We start from the raw sequence: 22,682 nt of genomic DNA on the forward strand, positions 1-22,682 counted from the left end.
CTAGGGTTATGGTCTGTTAACTTTGATTGCACGAGCTTGCGAGTGCACCCGGTACGGGTGATCAAAATCAATAAAAACCGATATTGCCTTTGGTTTTCTAAATGATTTAATTGCTTTTAGGACGGTTGATGGTGGTTTAAAACCGAAGCCGAAGCCGAAGCCGAAGCCGAAGCCGAAGCCGAAGCCGAAGGCTGAGGGCTGGTTACAGCGGTTTTTAAATCTAGAACTACTATTGTGTTCAAGTCGTTCCAGATACACGCTTCGCGTAGAATGCACTTCGTGCCTTCTGGTTTGATCTGTGTTTAAAATAGCTGTTTGGGTTCTAGACCATGCTTGAGAACTTTAAAAGGCGGCCATATCTCTAAGAAGTATTCTTAGGGTTGCGGCCGTTTTTATGCAGGCTAGCCGCCCAGCTTTCACCGGGCGGAATCAGTATTATACGAAGAACTGTTCCAGGCCTTCGACAGGCTTGACTGGTAAGCTTTCGCGTACGCTCTTTGTCCACGTACGGGCAGTTCTCTCGGCTACCTTCCAAAGCTCCATCACAGCTTTATTGATGTCGGCCTGTTTAAATCCGTTATTGAACCCATGTTTGATGAAATTAATGGCTTTGGTTTTTTCATCGGGTGGGGTTTTAGACCTGCCGTCTGGTTGCGCAGAAATGGTCAACGCCAAACGATGATCAATAATCGCGTCCGTCATATACGTTTGCTTGAAGTAGTTCGCGACTTCTGCATCCTGCACGTAGAAATACACCGGCTTGGTGTTTCCCCAAGTCCGAATTGCGGTGCGGGTGACAGCTTGCAAGCTTGCCTCATGCTTGTTTTTAACGATCCAAGCTTTAATTAGCTCAGTTAAATTAATGTCGTACCTGTCACCTACAACCTTTAGACAGGTTGTATCGTTTGGGCTTGGTTTTCCGGAAAACAACAGTAAGGCAGCGGTACTGTCCTGATAGCAGTTCAATCCGCGACAATCCATCGGGACAAATTTAATTTTAGTATTCGCTTTTTGAGCCTGTGGTTGATATTTTTCGCTGAATTTAGACCACGAGTTCTGAATGACCAAGAAATTTTCATTGGGCGAATGCTGAATTGCTGTTTCAAATACCCGATCAATGATTTGATTATTCTGCCCGTCATGAGTGTATCCCAGGTTTCCTTCTTCATTTGCTAATACTTTTGATTTCGACCAGCTACCATTTAACATTGGATAAATATATATGGGGCAGTTGTACTTGGATGGTTCGGGGGTCAACTTCGAACGTGTGTATTTGTATCCCAGTTTCTTTGCAAAAAGGTCAAACAGTCCTCCATCAATATTTGCAGCCAAGATATGGGTTTCCCTTGCCCGATCAATCTGAGCAAACACGGATTTTTCGACAATAGTGTGGAAGTTGATAATTCCGCCTTTTTCCGTTTCAACGAGCACGATATTTCCGGTCAAGATTGTGTCATAAATCTTGTGTTCAATGGCCGATAATGTAGACGCGTTATCCTTATTCGACATTGACGATTTGTACGTTTTTACCCGAGCCGTTATTTCGGTAAGCAGACCATCCTTGATTCGTAGTTGATTATTAAAAGCTTCGGTGGTTGCAAAGATTGTTTCTGCTTCTTTGGATTTCAAGGTGAAATGATTGATATCCATGAACTCAGGGATTTCATCGATTATCAGGATGTAACCTTTGAGAAGAATCGGGTCGGTGCGCCTCAAAGCATCGTGTGTGACGATAATCAACGGATGAGCCTTGCTCCTAAGAACTTGGGCCAAGACCCTTGTTACTGATGTTTTATTGTGTTTGATTTCATCCTGGTCACTGTTAATGATCAGGGGGGTTAGATTTGCTTTTTTCATTGTTTTCAAGATGTCGTCGTTTAATTTTAACGTTGGAAGTGCCATGACTACTTTGAATCCATTATTAATATAGTCTGGGATTTTATTGACTACGGCCTGCGTCTTCCCTGCACCGGGTGCGGCAATGGCAGTGTAAATAATTTTTTTGGTCATTAGGGTATATACCTTTTTTAGGATGAATTATCCCCGGCTGATAGCGATGACTGTTCATCGCTTTTCAACTGGGAAGTGCGTTTGGATTGACGCTAATATACCGCACGGCGAAGCGATTCTAAACAGTTTCGATGGGTATTTTTACGCTCGGTAAGGATGGGGTAAGGCATGATAACTAACGTGTGGTTGTTCGTGCCAAGTAGTAATTTGATTGAATCGTTATGGTGGTTGTTTTGTTGGTATTGTGGGGTGGTATTAGTTCTATGTTTTTAATTTGATATAATTGTTTGGGGTGCCTTCGTAGGGTTGTAGAACTTTCGCAGGCACCCCTTTTTTATTTGCTGGGTATCAGTCCGGCGGCTTTTGTAATGCTGGAAAGCTTCTGTATTTCCTCTGCCATCCTGGACAAGGGATTCATTCAATAACGGTCACCCTAGTTTGAGTACGCGTGACCGGTGATCCAATCGCTAACCCCTGTGGCGATTCCAACCTGTCTGGCTGGCTGTCGAGGTTATGTCTGCAACGACAAGCGAACCCTTCTTTTCGATCCTCAAAGCAATCTCGTTAACAGTAACGGCTAGGGCCTATTAGTTTTTCAAGCCGGGCGATCATGTCAGCCAGCAAGCGGATGTCATTCATCGCTGGTCTCCATACGCATGGAGGTTTGGTTTGTATAGCCTAGATCTGTTGCTTGGGCTTGAGGTGCAAGTTCGATGTGTCGCAGTGCGTCCGCCATTGCCTTCAATGGGTTGCGACTGCCGTAGATGCTGAACGTCACTGCACCGTGCTCGTGTCCTGCTATTCGCTTGATTAGAGAGTCCTGGACTCCGGAATCCCGAAGATCATCGATCAGAGTATGTCGAAAGCTGTGGAATGTTTTCTTGGGGTCGGTGATCCCGCGTTTCACCTTGTAACGCCCGAACCATTTCGACGGCGCATGGCCCAGCTTCCCCCGAACCGTTTCCAGTTCAGGGAACAGGCGATCCGCACCAGTACTCCTCACCGATTCAACGTGCTGCAACAACCCCAGGTCGATCAGTGCCGGGTGCAACGGGAGAATTCGACGGCTGCTGGAGTTCTTCAGGTTCTGGCCTTCCCTGCTGTCATCGATACGGATGCACTGGACGCCCTGTTGTTCGATAAAATCATCCACACGCAATTGGCAGAGCTCTTCCAGTCGGGCGCCAGTGGCTCGCCCAAGGAACGGCAACCAGTAACGCCAAGGGTGTTTGCGGGCTTGTACCCTGAGTGCAGCCGAATCCAGCAGCGTCGTCAGATCGTGTCGATCAAAAGATGACCGCGCCTCCTTGGCCGATCCCGTCATTACTTTCATGCCCACCAGTGGGTTGTCCGCGATGTACCCGTTTGCCTTGCACCAGCTCAGGAAGGCAGAAAGCTTGCGTAAGCGATTGTTCACGGTGACGGCGGTGATGGTCTTGTAAGTGGCGCCAGACTCCACCACCTGAATAAGAGTCTTGCCTTCATATTCGGGGCGTAGACCGAAGTACTGCGGGCATCGACTCAACCGTTCTTTCAGCAGTCTGGCTTGCTGAGCGTCGAAGGCTTCGACTGGCATGTCACCCATCAGCTCGAACAGATCACGTAGGGAACGTTCCACCTCGAAGGTGCTGACCGTCCGCCATGTACCACCGCGTTTGCCTTCTTCTATATAGATCTTCGACAGGGTAGACAGAGCGGGACCATCAGTGACTAATTTTGCTGGCTTGGCTATGGGCTGGTGTGATCGATGCCAGGAGGATGGGGCAGGGCATGCATCTCGCCATTCAGTGCAAAGCCTACGCAACGTCAGGAGGTCTTCCAGAGGGTGTTCGGATAGGTGTCTATGCACCTGCTGGGCGAGGGAAGTCGCCAGAAATAGGGCGCTCTGACGGTGCCTAATATTCAAGCTCAAACGCAAAGTGTTACAGCGTGGGAAAAGGTGCTTGGGTAGTCGGAGGTTCAGGTAATAGAAGGCTCCGCGTCGGATCAGGTAGGCCATATGTGTGACACCCATGTGTTACAGCAAAGTGTGACAATGCTGGCTACACCCCGAGTGCTGACAGTCCGTGCTGGGTCCTGGAACGGATGATTTGAAGCGACCTTAACAGCCTGAACCCCCCGTAATACATGGCCCCGCAACGATTACCCGTGAACCTGGTCAGATCCGGAAGGAAGCAGCCACAGCGGGAACATTGTGTGCCGGGGTGTGGCTGGTGGGGTTGCCTCCATAACGCACCGCGAGTCCTCTCTCGCGTTATCTATCAAAAAGACTTTTGTTGTGCTGCCATGGCGCTTGTTCCAGGCGGTTTTTTGTCGTTTCCGATTTACCGAATTAACGTAAAAAAGGAGGCCGACGTGTCGTATCAGACACGTCGGCCTCCTTTTTCATTTCCGCCACTAAGGCTTGGACAAGGCCTGGTCAACCGCTGCGATCAGCTTTCCCAGATCCTTCGGGGTGGCTTTGTGGATGACACCGAACAGATATGCCCGCTGTTCCTCTTCATCGCCTAAATCCGCGAAAAAGGCTTTCAGCTTGACGTCCAGCACGTCGGCAAGCAGGAACAAGGCTTCAACGCTGGGGGTATAGGTTCCGGTTTCAAAGCGGCTGATGGTTTTAGGGTCAAAACCGGTTTTTTCGCCGAGTTCAGCCTGAGTAAGCCCCGCGACCTTGCGGTAGCGTCGGATGGCTGGACCCAAACTTGAAATTTGCATCGCTCAATTCCCATTTAGAATCAAGAACTTAACGATAGATTTTTGCATTAGACAACTGCATGATCCATCACCTTGCTTTGCAAAATGTGATGCGTTTCGTAGAATCGCCGCCAATAAGGGGTGATTGGTGACCTGTTTCCCGAAAATGGGCGATGCGAAACCGCCAGCATTGCGCTCCTTTGCGAGCCTTGCACGAGGTTTTTGAGACTAGCTGATCTTCGGTTCTGCGAGTTCATCAAATGCGGGCCATGGAGTGAAAACGTGTTTGCGCAGTCCCACCGCTAGCGACAGCGAGCCTGATTCATGGATGAGAAGTACCGCAGGGCCGTGGATGCCGCCGCCATTTTTTCCGAGACCGACCTGAGCGGCCGGATCACCCACGTCAATGATCAGTTCTGCGCGGTGTCCGGCTATAGCCGCGACGAGTTGCTCGGGCAGAATCATCGTCTCCTCAATTCCGGCGTGCACACCGCGGAGTTCTTCGCCGGCATGTGGCGCACCATCGCGCTGGGCGAAGTCTGGAAAGGCGATATCTGCAATCGCGCCAAGGACGGCAGCCTGTACTGGGTGGAAAGCACCATGGTGCCGGTCCTCGATGACGCCACCGGACGGGTTGATCGATACCTGTCGATTCGTTTCGACATCAGCGAAAAACGCCAGTTGTTGCATTCCCTGCAATGGCGGGTCGGCCATGACGTGCTGACCGGGCTGCCCAATCGCGCATTCCTCTCGGATCTTCTGGATCAGGCGCTGGAGTTTTCCCGGCAGGAAAACATTCCGCTCGCCGTGTGCATGCTCGACCTTGACGGGTTCAAGGCGGTCAACGACGGTTACGGGCACGCCAGTGGCGATCAATTGTTGGTGGAAGTGGCCAAGCGCTTGCGCCAGATCGTGCGCGGCGAAGATGTGGTGGCGCGGCTGGCCGGTGACGAGTTCGTGCTGGTGTTGCGTTACGTGCGGGATCTGCCGGAATTGCGCGCGGCGCTGAACCGGGTGCTGGGGGCGATCTCGGCGCCGTACACCTTGCACGGCAAAGACATCAATGTGTTCGCCAGCATTGGCGTCACGCTGTTTCCCTTCGACAATGAAGACGCCGAAACCCTGCTGCGTCACGCCGATCAGGCCATGTACGTGGCCAAGCAGCGCGGGCGCAACCGCTTCCATCTATTCGATGTGTCCCGGGATCAGGAGGTCAAGGCCACTCACCAGACGGTCGAGCGCGTGCGCCAGGCGCTGGCCGCCGATGAGTTGCGTCTGCATTTCCAGCCCAAGGTCAACATGCGTCTTGGCGTGGTGGTCGGCTTCGAGGCGTTGTTGCACTGGGAACATCCGCAGAACGGCATGGTGCCGGCCCGGGATTTCTTGCCGCTGGTGGAAGAGACCGACTTGATCGTCGACATCGGTGAATGGGTGATGGATCAGGTGCTGACGCAGTTGCACCGCTGGCAGCAGGCGGGGCAGGGCTGGCCGATCAGCATCAACATCGCGGCACGGCATTTTCAGCGCGCGGATTTCGTCGATCGGCTCCGGCAAGTTCTCGCCCGGCATGCCGAGGTTGCGCCGCAGATGCTCGACCTGGAAATCGTCGAGTCGGTGGCGATCGAAAATATCCAGCACGTCAGCGCCTGTCTACAGGCCTGTCAGGAGCTGGGGGTGCAGTTTTCGCTGGGCGACTTCGGCACCGGCTATTCATCGCTGAGCTACCTCAAGCGTTTGCGCACCCAAACCATCAAGATCGATAAATCCTTTGTGCGCGACATTCTGGATGATCGCGATGACCTGGCGCTGACTACGGCAGTGATCGGACTGGCCCGCGCGTTTGGCCGGCAGGTGATTGCCGAAGGGCTGCAAAGTATCGAGCACGGGGAGTTGCTGTTGCGACTGGGGTGTGAAGTGGCTCAAGGTTATTTCATCGCCCGGCCAATGCCGCCCGCCGACGTGCCGGCGTGGGTCGCCGGGTTTGTCGCGCCGCCGCAATGGCAAGCGATGGATCAGGTTGGCTGAAGTCTTGAGATCACCACTGGACTCATGTGGGAGCGGGCCCGAGTTGATTAGAAAGATCGCTAAGGCGCACCAGGCGCCGAACCTATATAAAGCCGGATAATGTCATCAATCTCCCCCGACATTTTCATCCGCAGCAACGTGCGCAATATACGTTGCACCGGCACCTTGGGGTCGTTGCGCATGTAGCAACCGACACTCTGTTCCTGCAGCACCGCCACGCCTTTGAGTTGCTTGTCGGGTAACAGGCGTTGATTGAACCAGTCCAGCGTCCATTGATTGCTCACGGCATAGCGATAGCGCCCGGCGTGGAGTTTTTCCAGCACCTGTTCCTGGTTGCGCGCGTCTTCACGGTGCAGTCGGTCGGTATCGAACAGCGGTTGCAACGTTGGGTAGCTGTAGCCGAGTACGGTGCCGACGGCTTGTCGCGACAGGTTCGCAGGCACTACCGAAGGCAGCGGATCTTGCCGGCTGATCAGCATGTCGCGCTGAAACCAGAGCGGAATGCTCCAGATATAGTCGCCGGACTGATTCGGCAGCCAGGACTGCGCGGCATAGCAGCGGACATCGACCTCACCGTGCTCCATGGCGCCTTGCACCCGCGCCCGCGGCAGCACATGGAACTCGGCCGGAACGCCGACTTGGGTCGCAAGACTGAGCATCACGTCAAACAGGATGCCCTGGGTCACACGCCCGCGTTCCAGTTGCACCATCGGCATCGCCCAACTGTCGGGGACCACGAAACGCAGCGGCGCTTCGGCGGCGGCGACGCTCAGACTTATCCACAGCAGTGCCCCCAAGGCAAAACGCATAAACGCTCCGGCACTTCACAAACCTGAGCCGATAAAAGCCCCCCAAAGTGCATCTTAGCCAGATTAGACGAGCGCACCGGATGCAATTTTGGCCTTGCTCCGCTAGCATTAGCCGCTTGTGTTCCTTCGTTGCGACGGTTTTCGATGAGTTATCAGGTTCTTGCACGTAAATGGCGTCCGCGCTCGTTCCGCGAAATGGTCGGCCAGACCCATGTGCTCAAGGCTCTGATCAATGCCTTGGACAGCCAGCGGCTGCACCACGCCTACCTGTTCACCGGTACACGCGGGGTCGGCAAGACCACCATCGCGCGCATCATCGCCAAATGCCTGAACTGTGAAACAGGTATCACTTCGACGCCTTGCGGCGAGTGCTCGGTATGCCGTGAAATCGATGAAGGGCGCTTCGTCGACCTGATCGAGATCGACGCCGCGAGCCGGACCAAGGTCGAGGACACCCGCGAACTGCTCGACAACGTGCAGTACGCGCCGAGCCGCGGGCGCTTCAAGGTCTACCTGATCGACGAAGTGCACATGCTCTCCAGCCATTCCTTCAATGCGCTGTTGAAAACCCTTGAAGAGCCGCCGCCCTACGTCAAGTTCATCCTGGCGACGACTGACCCGCAGAAACTTCCTGCAACCATTCTGTCGCGGTGCCTGCAGTTCTCCCTGAAGAACATGACCCCGGAGCGCGTGGTCGAGCATTTGACCCACGTGCTGGGTGTCGAGAACGTACCGTTCGAAGACGACGCGCTGTGGTTGCTGGGCCGCGCCGCCGACGGCTCTATGCGTGACGCCATGAGCCTGACTGACCAGGCCATCGCCTTCGGTGAAGGCAAGGTCATGGCCGCCGACGTGCGGGCCATGCTCGGCACGCTTGATCACGGTCAGGTCTACGACGTTCTGCATTCGCTGATCGAAGGCGACGCCAAAGCCTTGCTCGAAGCCGTTCGTCACTTGGCCGAACAAGGCCCGGACTGGAACGGCGTGCTTTCGGAAATTCTCAACGTGCTGCACCGTGTCGCTATCGCCCAGGCCTTGCCTGAAGGCGTCGACAACGGTCACGGCGACCGCGATCGGGTGCTGGCCCTGGCTCAAGCCTTGCCGGCCGAAGACGTGCAGTTTTATTACCAGATGGGCCTGATCGGTCGGCGCGATTTGCCGCTGGCGCCGGACCCGCGTGGTGGCTTCGAGATGGTCCTGCTGCGAATGCTCGCGTTCCGACCGGCGGACACGGCCGACGCCCCGAGGCAACCGCTAAAGCCAGTGGGGATCAGCCAGGCCACAGTTGATTCCGCAAATTCAGTGGCTGCCGCGCCGGTTGTGGCGCCAGTAGTCGCTGCGGCAGTTGCACCCGTTGTGCCCGCGCCTGAACCCGTTGCTGCGGCGGTTGCTGCTCCAGCGCCTGAGCCGGTTGCGCCCGTTGTCGTGACCGAGCACGTGGTCGAGCCTGTCGCGGTTGAAGCGGTGGTCGACTTGCCGTGGAATGACCCGGTTGAGCCCGAACCCGTCCAGCAACCCGCCGTCGAGCCGGTCCTGGAAACCGCCAGCGAACAACCCGATCTGCCGCCCATGCCGTTGCCGACGCCTGACAGCGTGGTGCCGGACGCGCCGGAGTGGGCCGCTGCGCCGATCCCGGAGCCGTCGGTGGCCGAAGTCGATGCCGCCACCCCGGGCGTGGACCTGGATGACGAGCCGCCGCTGGACGAAGACTACATCGAGCCGGACATGGATTCGGCCTACAGTTACCTTGATGAACTGGCCAGCGAACACACCGCTGAACCCGCGCCGGAAGCCGAGCCTGAGCCGGCCGCCATGCCCGCCACCGGTCTGGCGCTGCAATGGCTGGAGCTGTTCCCGAAACTGCCGATCTCCGGCATGACCGGCAGCATCGCCGCCAACTGCACCCTGATCGCCGTCGATGGCGACAATTGGCTGATGCATCTGGACCCGGCTCACAGCGCCTTGTTCAATGCCACCCAGCAACGCCGTCTCAACGATGCGTTGAACCAGTTTCACGGGCGTACGCTGACCCTGACCATGGAGCTGATCAAGCCTGAGCAGGAAACCCCGGCCCAGGCCGCGTCCCGTCGTCGTGCGAACCGTCAGCGCGAGGCCGAGGAGTCGATCCACGGTGATCCGTTCATCCAGCAAATGATGCAGCAGTTCGGTGCGGTGGTCCGCAACGATACTATTGAACCTGTCGAAGCCCTGGTCAGTCAGGGCTAATAACTGAAGGCGCTAGGCCCTTAGGGCCGGGCGCTGTTTAATCCAAGTACTTTTGAGGTGATTCCCATGATGAAAGGTGGCATGGCCGGCCTGATGAAGCAGGCACAGCAGATGCAGGAAAAAATGGCCAAGATGCAGGAAGAACTGGCCAACGCCGAAGTCACCGGTAAAGCCGGCGGCGATATGGTCACCGTGGTGATGACCGGTCGTCACGACGTCAAGCGCGTGACCATCGACCCAAGCCTGGTTGAAGGCCTGAGCGAAGACGACAAAGAGATGCTGGAGGCCGTGTTCGCCGCCGCCGTCAACGACGCCGTGCGCAAGATCGAAGCCAACAGCCAGGACAAAATGGGCAACATGACCGCTGGCATGCAACTGCCACCGGGTATGAAACTGCCGTTCTGATTCGCCAAAGCGCGTCGGATGAGCTACAAAAAAATGCCAGGCATCGCGCCTGGCATTTTTGTTTCTGCCAGGCGAGGTTAATCCCTGTGGCAGCGGGAGCAAGCTCCCTCGCCACAATGAAAGGCAGAAACATCGAACGCCACACCACCACAAAGGTCTTCTCCCCTATACCGCCGAATTCATCGATCACAGGAGACGCTCACATGCCAGACGCATTGACCCTCAACCAACGTATCGTCCTGGCGTCCCGCCCCGTAGGCGCACCGACGCCAGAGAATTTCCGCCTGGAACGGGAGGCCCTGCCGGACCTGGCTGACGGTCAGGTCCTGCTCAAAACGCAATACCTGTCGCTGGATCCCTACATGCGTGGTCGCATGAGTGACGCACCGTCCTACGCCGCACCGGTGGAAATCGGCGAGGTGATGACCGGTGGCGCTGTCAGCCGCGTCGAGCGCTCGCTGAATCCGAAATTCCACGAAGGTGACCTGGTGGTGGGCGCCACCGGTTGGCAGAGCCACAGCATCAGCGATGGCCGCAACATCATTCCGGTGCCGTCCGGGTTGCCGAGCCCATCCATGGCCTTGGGCGTGCTGGGCATGCCGGGCATGACCGCGTACATGGGCCTGATGGACATCGGCCAGCCCAACGCTGGCGAAACCCTGGTGGTCGCGGCGGCGTCGGGTGCGGTGGGTTCGGTGGTCGGCCAGGTGGCGAAGATCAAAGGCCTGCGCGTAGTGGGCGTGGCGGGCGGAGCGGAAAAATGTCGCTACGTGATGGAGACGTTGGGATTCGATGCCTGCGTCGACCACAAGAGCCCGAACTTCGCCGAGGAACTGGCACAAGCGTGCCCCGAGGGCATCGATATCTACTACGAGAACGTCGGTGGCAAGGTGTTCGACGCGGTGGTGCCGCTGCTCAATGCCAAGGCGCGGATTCCGCTCTGCGGCCTCATCGCGTCCTATAACGCCCACGAAGCACCGACCGGCCCGGATCGCCTGCCGCAGTTGCAGCGTACGTTGCTGACCAAGCGCGTACGCATCCAGGGCTTTATCGTGTTCGACGACTACGGTGATCGTCAGCCAGAGTTCGTCAGTGCCATGGCGCCGTGGGTCCGGGACGGCAAGGTCAAGTTCCGCGAAGACGTGGTCGATGGCCTTGAGAATGCCCCCGAGGCGTTCATTGGTCTGCTGGAAGGACGCAACTTCGGCAAACTGGTGGTACGGGTCGCCCAGGACTGAATAATTGACGCTATACAGAGGCGCGGGTATAAACCGCGTCTCGTTGATTTGTCGGACGTTTCCCCATGAGCTTCAGCCCTTTGATTCGCCAACTGATCGATGCCCTGCGAATTTTGCCGGGTGTCGGTCAGAAAACCGCCCAGCGCATGGCGCTGCAACTGCTTGAGCGTGATCGCAGCGGTGGTTCGCGACTGGCGTCGGCACTCAGCCAGGCCATGGAAGGGGTGGGCCATTGCCGGTTATGTCGCACGCTGACCGAAGATGATCTCTGCCCGCAATGTGCCGATACGCGCCGTGACGACACCTTGCTCTGCGTGGTGGAAGGTCCGATGGACGTCTACGCCGTGGAGCAGACCGGGTTCCGGGGTCGCTATTTTGTGCTCAAGGGCCATCTCTCGCCGCTCGACGGCCTGGGACCCGAGGCCATTGGCATTCCGCAGCTGTTGGTGCGGATTGAAGAGGCGGGCACCTTTACCGAAGTCATCCTGGCGACCAACCCGACGGTGGAAGGTGAGGCGACGGCGCATTACATCGCGCAGTTGCTGAGTAATAAAGGCCTGGTTGCTTCGCGTATCGCCCACGGTGTGCCGTTGGGGGGTGAGCTGGAACTGGTGGATGGCGGGACGTTGGCGCATTCGTTTGCGGGGCGTAAGCCGATCGCTTTGTAATGTGCGTTGTTTGGGTTGACGCCTTCGCGAGCAAGCCCGCTCCCACAGGGGGTTCGCATACGCCGAAAGTCCAGTGTGGGAGCGGGCTTGCTCGCGAAGGGTGCGACTCGGTCCAGCTGATTCACACAATCCTGTTGAAAACCAAGCAAGCGCTCGGTTAACTTCGCTGAACCTTCAGTGGAGTTCGCCGATGCCTGCCTTCCAGGAATACTTCGATCCCAGCCACCAATTGGTCCGTGACAGCGTCAGACGTTTCGTCGAACGCGAGATCCTTCCGGACATTGACCAGTGGGAAGAAGCTGAAAGCTTTCCCCGCGAGCTCTATCTCAAGGCCGGTGCGGCGGGCATCCTGGGGATCGGTTATCCCGAATCTTTGGGCGGCAGCCACGAAGGCGACCTGTTCGCCAAGGTCGCGGCCAGCGAAGAACTGATGCGTTGCGGCTCTGGCGGTCTGGTGGCCGGCCTCGGTTCGCTGGACATCGGCCTGCCGCCGATACTCAAGTGGGCCAGTCCCGAAGTCCGTGACCGCGTCGTGCCGCCAGTGCTGGCCGGCGAGAAGATCAGCGCGCTGGCGGTCACCGAACCCAGCGGCGGCTCCGACGTCGCCAACCTGCAAACCCGTGCTGTGCGTGACGGTGATTTCTACCGGGTCAGCGGCAACAAGACCTTTATCACCAGCGGTGTGCGCGCGGATTTCTATACCGTTGCGGTGCGTACCGGCGAGCCGGGTTTCGGCGGAATCAGTCTGCTCCTGATAGAAAAGGGCACACCGGGTTTCACCGTAGGGCGGCAGTTGAAGAAAATGGGCTGGTGGGCGTCGGATACCGCCGAATTGTTCTTCGACGATTGCCGGGTGCCTGTAGGAAATCTGATTGGCGCCGAGAACATGGGCTTCGCCTGCATCATGGGTAACTTCCAGAGCGAACGCCTGGCGTTGGCGTTGATGGCCAACATGACGGCGCAGTTGGCGCTGGAGGAAAGCCTGAAATGGGCGCGTCAGCGTGAAGCCTTTGGCAAACCCATCGGCAAATTCCAGGTGCTCAAGCACCGCCTCGCGGAAATGGCTACGGCGTTGGAGGTGTCGCGGGAGTTCACTTACCGTCAGGCGGCGAAAATGGCGGCGGGGCAGAGCGTGATCAAGGAGATTTCCATGGCGAAGAATTTTGCGACGGACACGGCTGACCGAATTACCACGGATGCGGTGCAGATTTTGGGTGGTTTGGGTTACATGCGTGAAAGCCTGGTGGAGCGGTTGTATCGGGATAACCGGATTCTGTCGATCGGTGGCGGGACGCGGGAAGTGATGAACGAAATCATCAGCAAGCAGATGGGGCTTTAAGTCCTGCGGTGTTGAGGATGGCGCTTTCGCGAGCAAGCCCGCTTCCACATTAGACCGCGTCCGTTTGGGCAACTCGATCAATTGTGGGAGCGGGATTGCTCGCGAAGAGGCCCTTGAGAACGCCGCTTACTTCTCGCTCAACGAAAACTGCGTCAGGCAAAAAGTCGCAATCCCCATCTCTTTCAGCCGTTGCGACCCACCCAGCTCGGGCAGATCAATAATCGCCGCCGCTTCATGAACCCGTGCGCCCATGCGCCGGATCAGGTTCGTCGCTGCGATCAGCGTGCCGCCGGTGGCGATCAAATCATCAAACATCACCACCGAGTCGCCTTCGCACAAGCTGTCGGCGTGTACTTCGAGAAAGGCTTCACCGTATTCGGTCGCATAACCTTCGGATAACACGTCGGCCGGCAGTTTGCCTTGCTTGCGGAACAGCACCAACGGCTTGTTCAACTGATAGGCCAGGATCGAGCCGATGAGGAAACCACGGGCATCCATCGCCCCGATGTGCGTGAAGTCCGCCTCGACATAACGATGGGCGAAGCTGTCCATCACCAGGCGCAGGGCCGTGGGCGACTGGAACAACGGCGTAATGTCGCGAAAGATCACGCCCGGCTTCGGGAAGTCGATCACGGGACGGATGAGGGATTTGATGTCGAAGGCGTCAAAGGCCATGGTCGAAGAATCCTGGCAGGCTGCAAACGTCGCAGTATAACGGCGGCTGAACCGTTTCGCTCAGCCGCAATCGCCAGAATCAGCCTTCGAGGGAACCACCGGCCAAGGCGCAGAGCTGGATCGGGTCGAGGATGTGGATTTCCTTGCCCTCGGCGGCGATCAGTTCGTTTTGCTGGAAGCGCGTGAACACCCTGGACACGGTTTCCACCGCCAGGCCCAGGTAATTGCCGATTTCGTTGCGCGACATGCTCAGGCGGAACTGATTGGCCGAGAAACCCCGCGCGCGAAAGCGTGCCGAGAGGTTGACCAGGAATGTAGCGATGCGCTCGTCGGCGGTTTTCTTCGACAGCAGCAACATCATTTGTTGATCGTCACGAATCTCGCGGCTCATCACTCGCATCAACTGACGGCGCAGTTGCGGCAGTTGCAGGGCCAGTTCGTCGAGGCGTTCGAAAGGGATTTCGCACACCGACGTGGTTTCCAGGGCTTGCGCCGAAACCGGATGCTTCTCAGTGTCCATGCCCGACAGGCCGACCAGTTCGCTTGGCAGGTGGAAACCGGTGAGCTGTTCTTCACCGCCATCGCTCAGGCTGAAGGTCTTGAGAGCCCCAGAGCGAACTGCATAAACGGAATCGAAGGTGTCGCCCTGGCGGAACAGGAACTCGCCTTTTTTCAGCGGACGACCCCGTTTGACGATTTCGTCCAACGCTTCCATGTCTTCCAGATTCAGAGAAAGTGGCAAGCAGAGGGGGGCCAGGCTGCAATCCTTGCAATGGGCCTGGCTGTGAGCGCGCAGTTTTACTGGCTCGGACATTTCTTCAATCCTTGTGGGAAAACACACATAAGCCGTAAGGGTAACTCACGGGAGGACATTCAGGCACGCGGCGATTTTGCCGCAGGGTCGTAAAGCCAGCATTTTGCTAACCGGCAAGTGAGCTGATGACTAGATCACTCGCGAAAACCGCTGGTGATTGTGCTGTTGCAAATAGGCATCGAACACCATGCACACCGAACGCACCAGCAAGCGACCGGCGGGCAGTACGCTGATCCGCTCGTTGTCGAGGCTGATCAAACCGTCATCGGCCATGGTCTGTAGCTGAGGCCACAGTTCACCGAAGTAACCGCGAAAATCGATGTTGAAGGCCTGTTCGATGTCCGCGAACTCCAGGTTGAACGTGCAGATCAACTGTTGAATCACCGCCCGTCGCACGCGGTCATCGGCGTTGCACAGCAAACCACGGCTGGTGGCCAGTTGGGCGGAGGCCAGCGTGTTCTGATACTGATTCAGATCGCTGTTGTTCTGGCAGTAGAGGTCGCCGATCTGACTGATGGCCGACACCCCCAGCCCGATCAAATCGCAATGGCCGTGAGTGGTGTAGCCCTGAAAGTTACGTTGCAGGGTCGATTCTTCCTGGGCAATCGCCAGCTCATCGTCGGGCAAGGCGAAGTGGTCCATGCCGATGTAGCGGTAACCGGCAGCGGTCAGTTGTTCGATGGTGCGCTGGAGCATTTCCAGCTTCTGCGCCGGCGTCGGCAACTCGTTGCTGTTGATCCGCCGCTGCGGCATGAAGCGTTCCGGCAGGTGCGCGTAGTTGAATACCGAGAGCCGATCCGGTTGCAGCGCGATGACTTCGTCGACCGTGCGGGCGAAGTTGTCTGGAGTCTGCTTCGGCAAGCCGTAGATCAGGTCGATGTTGATCGAACGAAATTGCAGGGTCCGGGCGGCGTCGATCACGGCGCGGGTTTCTTCCAGGCTTTGCAGGCGATTGACCGCCCGTTGCACCGCCGGGTCGAGGTCTTGCAGGCCAATGCTGACCCGATTGAAGCCCAGTTCGCGGAGCAGGCCCATGGTCGACCAATCGGCTTCACGCGGGTCGATCTCGATGCCGTAGTCGCCGGAATCGTCGTCCAGCAGGTTGAAGTGCTTGCGCAGATGAGCCATCAACTGGCGCAGTTCGTCGTGGCTGAGAAAAGTCGGGGTGCCGCCGCCGAAGTGCAGTTGCTCGACTTTCTGAGCCGGGTCGAGGTGGCAGGCGATCAGCTGGATTTCCTGCTCAAGGCGCTGCAAATAGGGCAGGGCGCGGCCACGGTCCTTGGTGATGACTTTGTTGCAGGCGCAGTAGTAGCAAATGTTCGCGCAGAACGGCACGTGCACGTACAGCGACAACGGGCGCAGTGCCTTGCGGCTGTCGCGCAGGGCGTGAAACAGGTCGAAGGTGCCGACCTGTCCGTCGAATTGCACGGCGGTGGGGTAAGAGGTGTAGCGCGGCCCCGCCAGGTCGTAACGGCGGATAAGATCAGTGTCCCAACGAATGGCGTCGAGCATCATGCGGGCATTCCCCCGGATAGGCTGGCAGTGTCAGCGAGTCTATGGGGTGGGGCGGCGGGGCATCTTGATTTGCATCAACGGTCATCGGTGGCCGCGGGTGGTTTTGTGGCGAGGGAGCTTGCTCCCGCTGGACTGCGCAGCAGTCCCCCTCTTTTCGGGTAAAGGGTGGGGCCGCTTCGCGCCCCAACGGGAGCAAGCTCCCTCGCCACAGGTTTAGTGCCCCATGAGCCAATGCTGATGCGGCCCCGGCAAGGTCCAGATTCCGAACACCATCACCAGCAACCCACCCGTCATCCGCACATACCGTTTGCGCAACAACGCCGTGACCCGCTCCGCCGCGAGCCCCGTGGCCAGCAGCACCGGCCAGGTGCCGAGCCCGAACGCGAGCATCAGCAGCGCACTGTCCAGCGCATTGCCCTGGCTCGCCGCCCACAGCAACGTGCTGTAAACCAACCCGCACGGCAGCCAGCCCCACAGTGCGCCCAGCAGCAACGCGCGGGGCAGGCTCGATACCGGCAGCAGTTTGTTGGCAACCGGCTGGATATGCCGCCACAGGCCGCGACCGAGGCTTTCGATGCGGGTCAGGCCGCTCCACCAGCCGGCGAGGTACAGGCCCATGGCGATCAATAGCAATCCGGCAATCACGCGCATGAACATGGCCGCCGGACTGTTGGCGACCGCCCAGCCCGCCAGGCCGATCAGAAGACCGGCCGTCGCATAGCTGAGAATTCGCCCCAGGTTGTACGCCAGCAACAGTCGAAAACGCCGGCTGCGTTGCTCCTTGGGAATCGCCAGGGTCAACGCGCCCATCAGGCCGCCGCACATGCCCAGGCAATGCCCGCCGCCGAGCAGGCCGAGAATCACCGCAGACACCAGCAGTGGCGCCAACTCAAGCATGAGGCGGCGCCTTGTCGTCCGGTTTGGCCGGATGGCCGCTGGCTTCGTCGACCGCGGCCTTGTGGTTCGGGTCCTGGTCGTCGAACAGAATGCTGTGGGCCGGGCCGTCGAGGTCGTCGTACTGACCGCTGTCGACCGCCCAGAAGAAGATAAAGATAGCGATGGCCACGATCAGCAGCGCGGCCGGGATCATCACGTAGAGAGCTGGCATCTGGACTCCATGCCCGCGCGGCTCAGGCCGGCAGCGGGCGGGTTTCTGGCGTGGTGTGGGCGGCAGGCGCGCTCGGCAGGCGAGTCAGGCGCAGGGCGTTCAGCACCACGGTCAACGAACTGATGGACATGCCGACCGCAGCCCACACCGGGGTGATCCAGCCGAGGGCGGCGAACGGCAACATGAGGCCATTGTACAGCCCGGCCCACAGCAGGTTCTCGATGATTACCCGGCGGGTGCGCCGCGCCAGGCTGAAGGCTTGCACCAGCGCATCGAGACGGTTGGACAGCAACACCGCATCGGCACTGGTTTTCGCTAGATCGGTGGCCGAACCCATCGCCACGCTGATGTCGGCAGCGGCCAGCACCGGCACGTCATTGACCCCGTCACCGAGCATCAACACCTTGCGGCCTTCCTTGTGCAGCTGTTGCAGGACCTGCAATTTGTCATCGGGGCGCAAACCGCCCCGGGCTTCGTCGATGCCCAGTTCGGCGGCGACGCTGGCGACCATTGGCGAGGTATCGCCCGACAGCAGCAATGTGCGCCAGCCACGGGCCTTGCAGGCTTCCACTAGTGCCGGCGCATCGGCGCGCAAACGGTCATCGAGGACAAACCACGCCAGTGGCCCTTGGCTGTCGCCGAGCAGCAGCCACTGACCCGCTTCGTCGGGCATCACCGGCACGGCGGCGCCACTGAGTTCGCAGACGAAACCCGGCTGGCCAATGCGCAGGCGCTGCGTGCCGACCAAACCTTCGAGGCCCAGCCCCGGCGTGCTGAGGACTTCTTCGGCCGCCAGCGGCGCCCGGCCAAATGCGCGGGCGATCGGGTGTTCGGAACGGTTTTCCAGCGCGGCGGCGAGACTCAGGCATTGATCGCTGTCGAGTGCGCCGAGCGGGCGGATCGAACGCAAGGCCAATCGACCTTCGGTCAACGTGCCGGTCTTGTCGAAAATCACCGTGTCGATCTGGTTCAGACCTTCCAGCACATGACCGCGGGTCAGCAGTAAACCGAGTTTATGCAGCGTGCCGGTGGCGGCGGTGAGGGCGGTCGGTGTGGCCAGCGACAAGGCGCACGGGCACGTCGCAACCAGCATCGCCAGAACAATCCAGAAGGCTCGTGACGAATCCAGTTCCCACCACAACAGGCCAATCGCCGCTGCCGCGATCAATGACAGCAACAGGAACCATTGCGCGGCGCGGTCGGCGATTTCCGCCAGTCGCGGCTTCTCGGCCTGAGCGCGGTCCAGCAGACGGACGATGGCTGACAGCCGCGTGTCCTGACCCAGCGCCAAGACTTCCACGGTCAACGCGCCTTCGACGTTCAAGGTGCCGGCGGTGACCGCATCGCCCTGGGTGCGCGGTTGCGGCAGGTATTCGCCGGTCAGCAGCGATTCGTCGATGCTCGACTGGCCATCGAGGATCTTGCCGTCGGCCGGCAGGATAGCGCCCGGGTGCACCAGCACTTGATCGCCGACACGCAACTCACTAAGCAGGATCCGCTCGCTCTGGCCGTCGGAGCTCAGGCGCAGGCACGAAGCAGGTAACAGGTTTACAAGCTGTGCGGTAGCGGCGGCGGTGCGTTCGCGGGCGCGACGTTCCAGATAACGCCCGGCCAGCAAGAACAGCGCGAACATCCCTACGGCATCGAAATACAGCTCGCCGACGCCGGTGATCGAGGTCCAGATCCCGGCGATGTAGGCACTGCCGATTGCCAGCGACACCGACACATCCATGGTCAGGTGGCGGGTGCGCAAATCGCGCATCGCCCCTTTGAAAAACGGCGCACAGCTGTAGAACACGATCGGTGTGGTGAGGAACAGCGCGACCCAGCGCAGGATGGTGTGCAGCTCGGGGCTGAGGTCGATATTGAATTCCGGCCAGGTGGCCATGGTCGCCATCATCGCCTGGAACCACAGCAGTCCGGCGACACCGAGTTGGCGCAAGGCCAGGCGGTTTTCGCTGGCCAGTTGTTCGCTGGCGCGGTCGGCTTGATAGGGGTGTGCGGCGTAGCCGATGTGGCGCAATTCGCTGAGCACCTGGCTCAACGGCAATTGCGCGTCGGCCCAGCGTACGTGAAGGCGATGGTTGGACAGGTTCAATCGTGCTTCGGCCACCGCGGGCAAGGCGCGCAGGTGTTTTTCGATCAACCAGCCGCAGGCGGCGCAGCTGATGCCTTCCATCAACAGGGTGGTTTCGGCGAGTTCGCCGTCGTGGCGCACGAAAGGCTTTTGCACGTCGGCGCGGTCGTAGAGCGCCAACTCATCCACCAACTGCACCGGCAAGGCTTCGGGGTTGGCCGATGACTCGCTGCGATGCTGGTAATAGCTTTCCAGCCCACCGGCCACAATCGCCTCAGCCACGGCCTGGCAACCCGGGCAGCAGAACTCGCGGGTTTCACCGAGGACCGCAGCGGTGAAGCGGCTGCCGGCCGGGACGGGCAGGGCGCAGTGGTAGCAGGGAGTTGGCGTGGTCATGTCTGTTGCCATGAGAACCATTGTGGCGAGGGAGCTTGCTCCCGTTCGGCTGCGAAGCAGTCGCTATTGCGAACTCGCTATGCCTGAAAGAATCGGTTTGCTGGTTTCAGGGGCGCTTCGCACCCCAGCGGGAGCAAGCTCCCTCGCCACAGTTGACCGAATTCGCTGGATATTACTTCTTCAGGTCTTCCGCGCCTTGCAGCGGCTCGTCACCCAAGAGCAGATCCTTGTCATGGCTGACCAGCTCTTCTTCGAACATGCGCCAGATGTGGTCGTCCTGAGTGCCCAGCAATTCGACGAAACGACGGCCTTCAACCTTGTCACTCAACTGGCCAATATAGCGGCCCTGTTCAGTTTCGCTGCGGGCCAGGGTGATCTTGCGATCCTTCTCCGGCTGGGTCGGCGAGATCAGGTTCAGCTCAAGGGTTTTCGGTTGGCTGTTGCCGCTCAGGCGCAAATCGACTTCGCCGGTCACATCATCCAGATGAACGCTGGCGCGCAGCAACAGGGTCTGGGCCAGCAGCTCGCGGTCAAGGGAGCGGTTGATGCCTTTGCCGGCCTCGTAGTAGTTGTCGTTGACCAGGTTGTCCGGGTTGTTCACCGCGATGGTCACCATGGACAAGGTCAGGGTCACGGAACAGGCCAGGATGGCGATGATGATCCATGGCCAAAGATGCTTGTACCAAGGGCTTGCGGCGTTTGCTGCGGGCATGATCACTTCTCTCAACGAATTTGTGGGCCGATGAATCGGCTCTTGGCTTCAACGTGGACGCTGTCGTCATCGGCATCCTTGAGGATGAATTTCACCTCGTTGGTGCTCGACGGCAGTTTTTCCGGTGCGATCGACAATTCGACCGGCTGGCTGAAAATCTCCCCGGCGGCGACTTTGATCTCGCGCTTGCCTTGCAGCTTCAGGTCCGGCAAACCGGAGGCTTCCAGCACGTAGGTATGGTCGTGCTGGTCTTTGTTCATGATCTTCAGGCTGTAGACGTTTTCGATCCGGCCTTCGGCGTTCTCGCGGTACAGCACGCGGTCCTTGCTGACGTCGAAACCCACCAGCGAACGCATGAAGAACGCGCCCGCCAGCAAGCCCATCATGGCCAGCAGCACCAGGGCATAGCCGATCAGGCGCGGGCGCAGTTTATGGGTTTTTTGCCCGGACAGGTTGTGTTCGGTGGTGTAGCTGATCAACCCGCGGGGGTAGTCCATCTTGTCCATGATGCTGTCGCAGGCATCGATGCACGCCGCGCAGCCGATGCATTCAATCTGCAGACCGTCCCGAATGTCGATCCCGGTCGGGCAGACCTGGACGCACATGGTGCAGTCGATGCAGTCGCCCAGGCCCTGGGCCTTGTAGTCGATGCCTTTCTTGCGCGGGCCGCGGCTTTCACCACGGCGCGGATCGTAGGAAACGATCAGGGTGTCCTTGTCGAACATCACGCTCTGGAAACGCGCATACGGGCACATGTAAATGCACACCTGCTCACGCAACCAGCCGGCGTTGCCGTAGGTGGCGAGGGTGAAGAAACCGACCCAGAAATACGACCAGCCATCGGCTTCGCCGGTGAAGAAGTCGATCGTCAGTTCGCGAATGGGCGAGAAGTAACCGACGAAGGTCATGCCGGTGACGAAGCCGATCAGCAGCCACATCGAGTGCTTGCTGAATTTGCGCAGGAATTTGTTGGCACTCATCGGCGCCTTGTCGAGTTTGATGCGCTGATTGCGGTCGCCTTCGGTGACCTTTTCGCACCACATGAAAATCCACGTCCAGACGCTCTGCGGGCAGGTATAGCCGCACCACACCCGACCGGCGTACACGGTAATGAAGAACAGGCCGAAGGCGCTGACGATCAGGATCCCGGAAAGCAGGATGAAATCCTGAGGCCAGAAGGTCGCCCCGAAGATGAAAAACTTGCGCTCCGGCAGGTTCCACCAGACGGCTTGATGGCCGCCCCAGTTCAGCCAGACCGTGCCGAAATACAGCAGAAACAACCCGGCACCGCCCATCATCCGCAGGTTGCGGAACAGGCCGGTGAAGGCTCGCGTGTAGATTTTTTCCCGAGAGGCGTAGAGGTCGACGCTGGTGTTCGCGTCTTTGGCTGGCGGTGTGACGTCGTGTACCGGAATCTGATTGCTCATCATTGCATCCCACGGCAGTGGAAAAATGCCTCGGTCAGTACATGCCGACCGCGGTCAAAAAGAGGTGTTGCAGTGGCGCAATGATACGCCTGTCGCTCTAGCTCAAGGGTGCGACCTTTGGTCACGTTGGTGGAAATCAACTGACAGTGTAATGACTTGAATCAATTGACTTGTGAATTATGGACGGTTTTGCAGGGCGCGCCGGTCCATCAGCACGGGTTGATCAAATCGCACAGGGCTGGAAGGAGCGTCCGCCACGTTGCGAGTCATTACCTCAGCCTGGGGGGCGCAAATCAGCAGTCACGCTCGTATCGAGCAGGAACATCAGGACAGATCCACAGATCGATGAAGGTGATTGCACGCTCGATTTAGAGGCATCACCAACAAGCAAACAATGGTTGAATTTATGTTCGTTAGTTGGGGGTTTCTCAAATATTTGATAGTTTTAGAAACATAGGTTGTTAATTGCGAGCTTTGCATGGATTTAAAGCGTGGCATAAGTTGTTGGTAGGCTTGTAAGTTGCACGCCTGTTAACTAATCTTGTTA

At 58.4% G+C, this 22,682-nt stretch carries 18 protein-coding genes and 1 other RNA gene; 7 read left to right on the plus strand and 12 right to left on the minus strand.

The window, feature by feature from the left end; genetic code table 11:
• Nucleotides 1-435 precede the first annotated feature (435 nt).
• Together DJ564_RS10575 and DJ564_RS10580 are read right to left on the minus strand one after the other, a co-directional pair.
• Nucleotides 436-2,010, minus strand: coding sequence for a hypothetical protein (locus tag DJ564_RS10575; RefSeq protein WP_109628899.1), 1,575 nt, complete (start codon nt 2,008-2,010; stop codon nt 436-438).
• A 631-nt stretch (nt 2,011-2,641) separates the two neighbouring features.
• Nucleotides 2,642-4,009: a site-specific integrase gene (locus DJ564_RS10580; RefSeq protein WP_109628901.1), complete on the minus strand. Its 1,368-nt coding sequence runs from the start codon at nt 4,007-4,009 to the stop codon at nt 2,642-2,644.
• 128 nt (nt 4,010-4,137) lie between these two features.
• On the opposite strand from DJ564_RS10580, the gene ffs reads away from it, so the two are divergent.
• Nucleotides 4,138-4,222: signal recognition particle sRNA small type (ffs, locus tag DJ564_RS10585), an RNA gene on the plus strand.
• Nucleotides 4,223-4,407: 185 nt separating this feature from the next.
• On the opposite strand, the gene DJ564_RS10590 is transcribed toward ffs, so the two are convergent.
• Nucleotides 4,408-4,722, minus strand: a complete 315-nt coding sequence (locus tag DJ564_RS10590; RefSeq protein WP_109628903.1) for a helix-turn-helix domain-containing protein — start codon at nt 4,720-4,722, stop codon at nt 4,408-4,410.
• Nucleotides 4,723-5,025: 303 nt separating this feature from the next.
• Between DJ564_RS10590 and DJ564_RS10595 the strand changes: the two genes are divergently transcribed.
• The gene (locus tag DJ564_RS10595) at nt 5,026-6,726 is read left to right on the plus strand and encodes a bifunctional diguanylate cyclase/phosphodiesterase (protein ID WP_109628905.1); all 1,701 of its coding nucleotides are present in this window, start codon (nt 5,026-5,028) and stop codon (nt 6,724-6,726) included.
• Nucleotides 6,727-6,785: 59 nt separating this feature from the next.
• Here the strand turns inward: DJ564_RS10595 and DJ564_RS10600 are convergent, their stop codons facing one another.
• Complete coding sequence (locus tag DJ564_RS10600) at nt 6,786-7,535, minus strand: ABC transporter substrate-binding protein (protein ID WP_109628907.1); 750 nt, start codon at nt 7,533-7,535, stop codon at nt 6,786-6,788.
• 144 nt (nt 7,536-7,679) lie between these two features.
• On the opposite strand from DJ564_RS10600, the gene dnaX reads away from it, so the two are divergent.
• From dnaX to DJ564_RS10625, 5 genes are all read left to right on the plus strand, one after another.
• Nucleotides 7,680-9,761 carry a DNA polymerase III subunit gamma/tau gene (gene dnaX / locus DJ564_RS10605; protein ID WP_109628909.1) on the plus strand — a complete coding sequence of 694 codons (2,082 nt, stop codon included), beginning with the start codon at nt 7,680-7,682 and terminating at the stop codon, nt 9,759-9,761.
• 66 nt (nt 9,762-9,827) lie between these two features.
• A complete protein-coding gene (locus DJ564_RS10610; protein WP_109628912.1) occupies nt 9,828-10,166 on the plus strand; it encodes a YbaB/EbfC family nucleoid-associated protein in 339 nt (112 codons plus the stop codon).
• 203 nt (nt 10,167-10,369) lie between these two features.
• On the plus strand, nt 10,370-11,404 hold the full coding sequence (locus DJ564_RS10615; RefSeq protein ID WP_109628914.1) for an NADP-dependent oxidoreductase: 1,035 nt from the start codon (nt 10,370-10,372) through the stop codon (nt 11,402-11,404).
• Nucleotides 11,405-11,469: 65 nt separating this feature from the next.
• A complete protein-coding gene (recR, locus tag DJ564_RS10620; RefSeq protein WP_109628916.1) occupies nt 11,470-12,072 on the plus strand; it encodes a recombination mediator RecR in 603 nt (200 codons plus the stop codon).
• A 190-nt stretch (nt 12,073-12,262) separates the two neighbouring features.
• Complete coding sequence (locus DJ564_RS10625; protein WP_109628918.1) at nt 12,263-13,411, plus strand: acyl-CoA dehydrogenase family protein; 1,149 nt, start codon at nt 12,263-12,265, stop codon at nt 13,409-13,411.
• Nucleotides 13,412-13,537: 126 nt separating this feature from the next.
• Here the strand turns inward: DJ564_RS10625 and DJ564_RS10630 are convergent, their stop codons facing one another.
• From DJ564_RS10630 to ccoG, 8 genes are all read right to left on the minus strand, one after another.
• On the minus strand, nt 13,538-14,086 hold the full coding sequence (locus DJ564_RS10630) for an adenine phosphoribosyltransferase (RefSeq protein WP_109628920.1): 549 nt from the start codon (nt 14,084-14,086) through the stop codon (nt 13,538-13,540).
• A gap of 79 nt (nt 14,087-14,165) precedes the next feature.
• Nucleotides 14,166-14,900, minus strand: a complete 735-nt coding sequence (fnr, locus tag DJ564_RS10635) for a fumarate/nitrate reduction transcriptional regulator Fnr (RefSeq protein ID WP_109628922.1) — start codon at nt 14,898-14,900, stop codon at nt 14,166-14,168.
• A gap of 129 nt (nt 14,901-15,029) precedes the next feature.
• Entirely contained in the window at nt 15,030-16,412 is a 1,383-nt protein-coding gene (gene hemN / locus DJ564_RS10640; RefSeq protein WP_109635992.1) for an oxygen-independent coproporphyrinogen III oxidase, read from the minus strand.
• Between the two features lie 216 nt (nt 16,413-16,628).
• The gene (locus DJ564_RS10645) at nt 16,629-17,312 is read right to left on the minus strand and encodes a sulfite exporter TauE/SafE family protein (protein ID WP_109628924.1); all 684 of its coding nucleotides are present in this window, start codon (nt 17,310-17,312) and stop codon (nt 16,629-16,631) included.
• Nucleotides 17,305-17,523 carry a cbb3-type cytochrome oxidase assembly protein CcoS gene (gene ccoS / locus DJ564_RS10650; protein WP_109628926.1) on the minus strand — a complete coding sequence of 73 codons (219 nt, stop codon included), beginning with the start codon at nt 17,521-17,523 and terminating at the stop codon, nt 17,305-17,307. Before ccoS ends, DJ564_RS10645 begins: the two co-directional genes overlap by 8 nt.
• A gap of 22 nt (nt 17,524-17,545) precedes the next feature.
• Nucleotides 17,546-19,996, minus strand: coding sequence for a heavy metal translocating P-type ATPase (locus DJ564_RS10655; protein WP_109628928.1), 2,451 nt, complete (start codon nt 19,994-19,996; stop codon nt 17,546-17,548).
• A gap of 172 nt (nt 19,997-20,168) precedes the next feature.
• A complete protein-coding gene (locus tag DJ564_RS10665) occupies nt 20,169-20,708 on the minus strand; it encodes a FixH family protein (protein ID WP_109628930.1) in 540 nt (179 codons plus the stop codon).
• Between the two features lie 11 nt (nt 20,709-20,719).
• Nucleotides 20,720-22,135 (minus strand): cytochrome c oxidase accessory protein CcoG, encoded by a 1,416-nt coding sequence (ccoG, locus tag DJ564_RS10670; protein ID WP_109628932.1) that lies wholly within the window; start codon nt 22,133-22,135, stop codon nt 20,720-20,722.
• Nucleotides 22,136-22,682 lie beyond the last annotated feature (547 nt).

The organism is Pseudomonas sp. 31-12, from assembly GCF_003151075.1.
GTDB lineage: Bacteria > Pseudomonadota > Gammaproteobacteria > Pseudomonadales > Pseudomonadaceae > Aquipseudomonas.

What these genes read in the sequence shown, in the direction of transcription:
- DJ564_RS10575 (WP_109628899.1), bottom strand. Translation starts at nt 2,010, where the DNA reads ATGACCAAAAAAATTATTTACACTGCCATTGCCGCACCCGGTGCAGGG.
- DJ564_RS10580 (WP_109628901.1), bottom strand. Translation starts at nt 4,009, where the DNA reads ATGGCCTACCTGATCCGACGCGGAGCCTTCTATTACCTGAACCTCCGA.
- DJ564_RS10590 (WP_109628903.1), bottom strand. Translation starts at nt 4,722, where the DNA reads ATGCAAATTTCAAGTTTGGGTCCAGCCATCCGACGCTACCGCAAGGTC.
- DJ564_RS10595 (WP_109628905.1), top strand. Translation starts at nt 5,026, where the DNA reads ATGGATGAGAAGTACCGCAGGGCCGTGGATGCCGCCGCCATTTTTTCC.
- DJ564_RS10600 (WP_109628907.1), bottom strand. Translation starts at nt 7,535, where the DNA reads ATGCGTTTTGCCTTGGGGGCACTGCTGTGGATAAGTCTGAGCGTCGCC.
- dnaX (WP_109628909.1), top strand. Translation starts at nt 7,680, where the DNA reads ATGAGTTATCAGGTTCTTGCACGTAAATGGCGTCCGCGCTCGTTCCGC.
- DJ564_RS10610 (WP_109628912.1), top strand. Translation starts at nt 9,828, where the DNA reads ATGATGAAAGGTGGCATGGCCGGCCTGATGAAGCAGGCACAGCAGATG.
- DJ564_RS10615 (WP_109628914.1), top strand. Translation starts at nt 10,370, where the DNA reads ATGCCAGACGCATTGACCCTCAACCAACGTATCGTCCTGGCGTCCCGC.
- recR (WP_109628916.1), top strand. Translation starts at nt 11,470, where the DNA reads ATGAGCTTCAGCCCTTTGATTCGCCAACTGATCGATGCCCTGCGAATT.
- DJ564_RS10625 (WP_109628918.1), top strand. Translation starts at nt 12,263, where the DNA reads ATGCCTGCCTTCCAGGAATACTTCGATCCCAGCCACCAATTGGTCCGT.
- DJ564_RS10630 (WP_109628920.1), bottom strand. Translation starts at nt 14,086, where the DNA reads ATGGCCTTTGACGCCTTCGACATCAAATCCCTCATCCGTCCCGTGATC.
- fnr (WP_109628922.1), bottom strand. Translation starts at nt 14,900, where the DNA reads ATGTCCGAGCCAGTAAAACTGCGCGCTCACAGCCAGGCCCATTGCAAG.
- hemN (WP_109635992.1), bottom strand. Translation starts at nt 16,412, where the DNA reads ATGCTCGACGCCATTCGTTGGGACACTGATCTTATCCGCCGTTACGAC.
- DJ564_RS10645 (WP_109628924.1), bottom strand. Translation starts at nt 17,312, where the DNA reads ATGCTTGAGTTGGCGCCACTGCTGGTGTCTGCGGTGATTCTCGGCCTG.
- ccoS (WP_109628926.1), bottom strand. Translation starts at nt 17,523, where the DNA reads ATGCCAGCTCTCTACGTGATGATCCCGGCCGCGCTGCTGATCGTGGCC.
- DJ564_RS10655 (WP_109628928.1), bottom strand. Translation starts at nt 19,996, where the DNA reads ATGACCACGCCAACTCCCTGCTACCACTGCGCCCTGCCCGTCCCGGCC.
- DJ564_RS10665 (WP_109628930.1), bottom strand. Translation starts at nt 20,708, where the DNA reads ATGCCCGCAGCAAACGCCGCAAGCCCTTGGTACAAGCATCTTTGGCCA.
- ccoG (WP_109628932.1), bottom strand. Translation starts at nt 22,135, where the DNA reads ATGAGCAATCAGATTCCGGTACACGACGTCACACCGCCAGCCAAAGAC.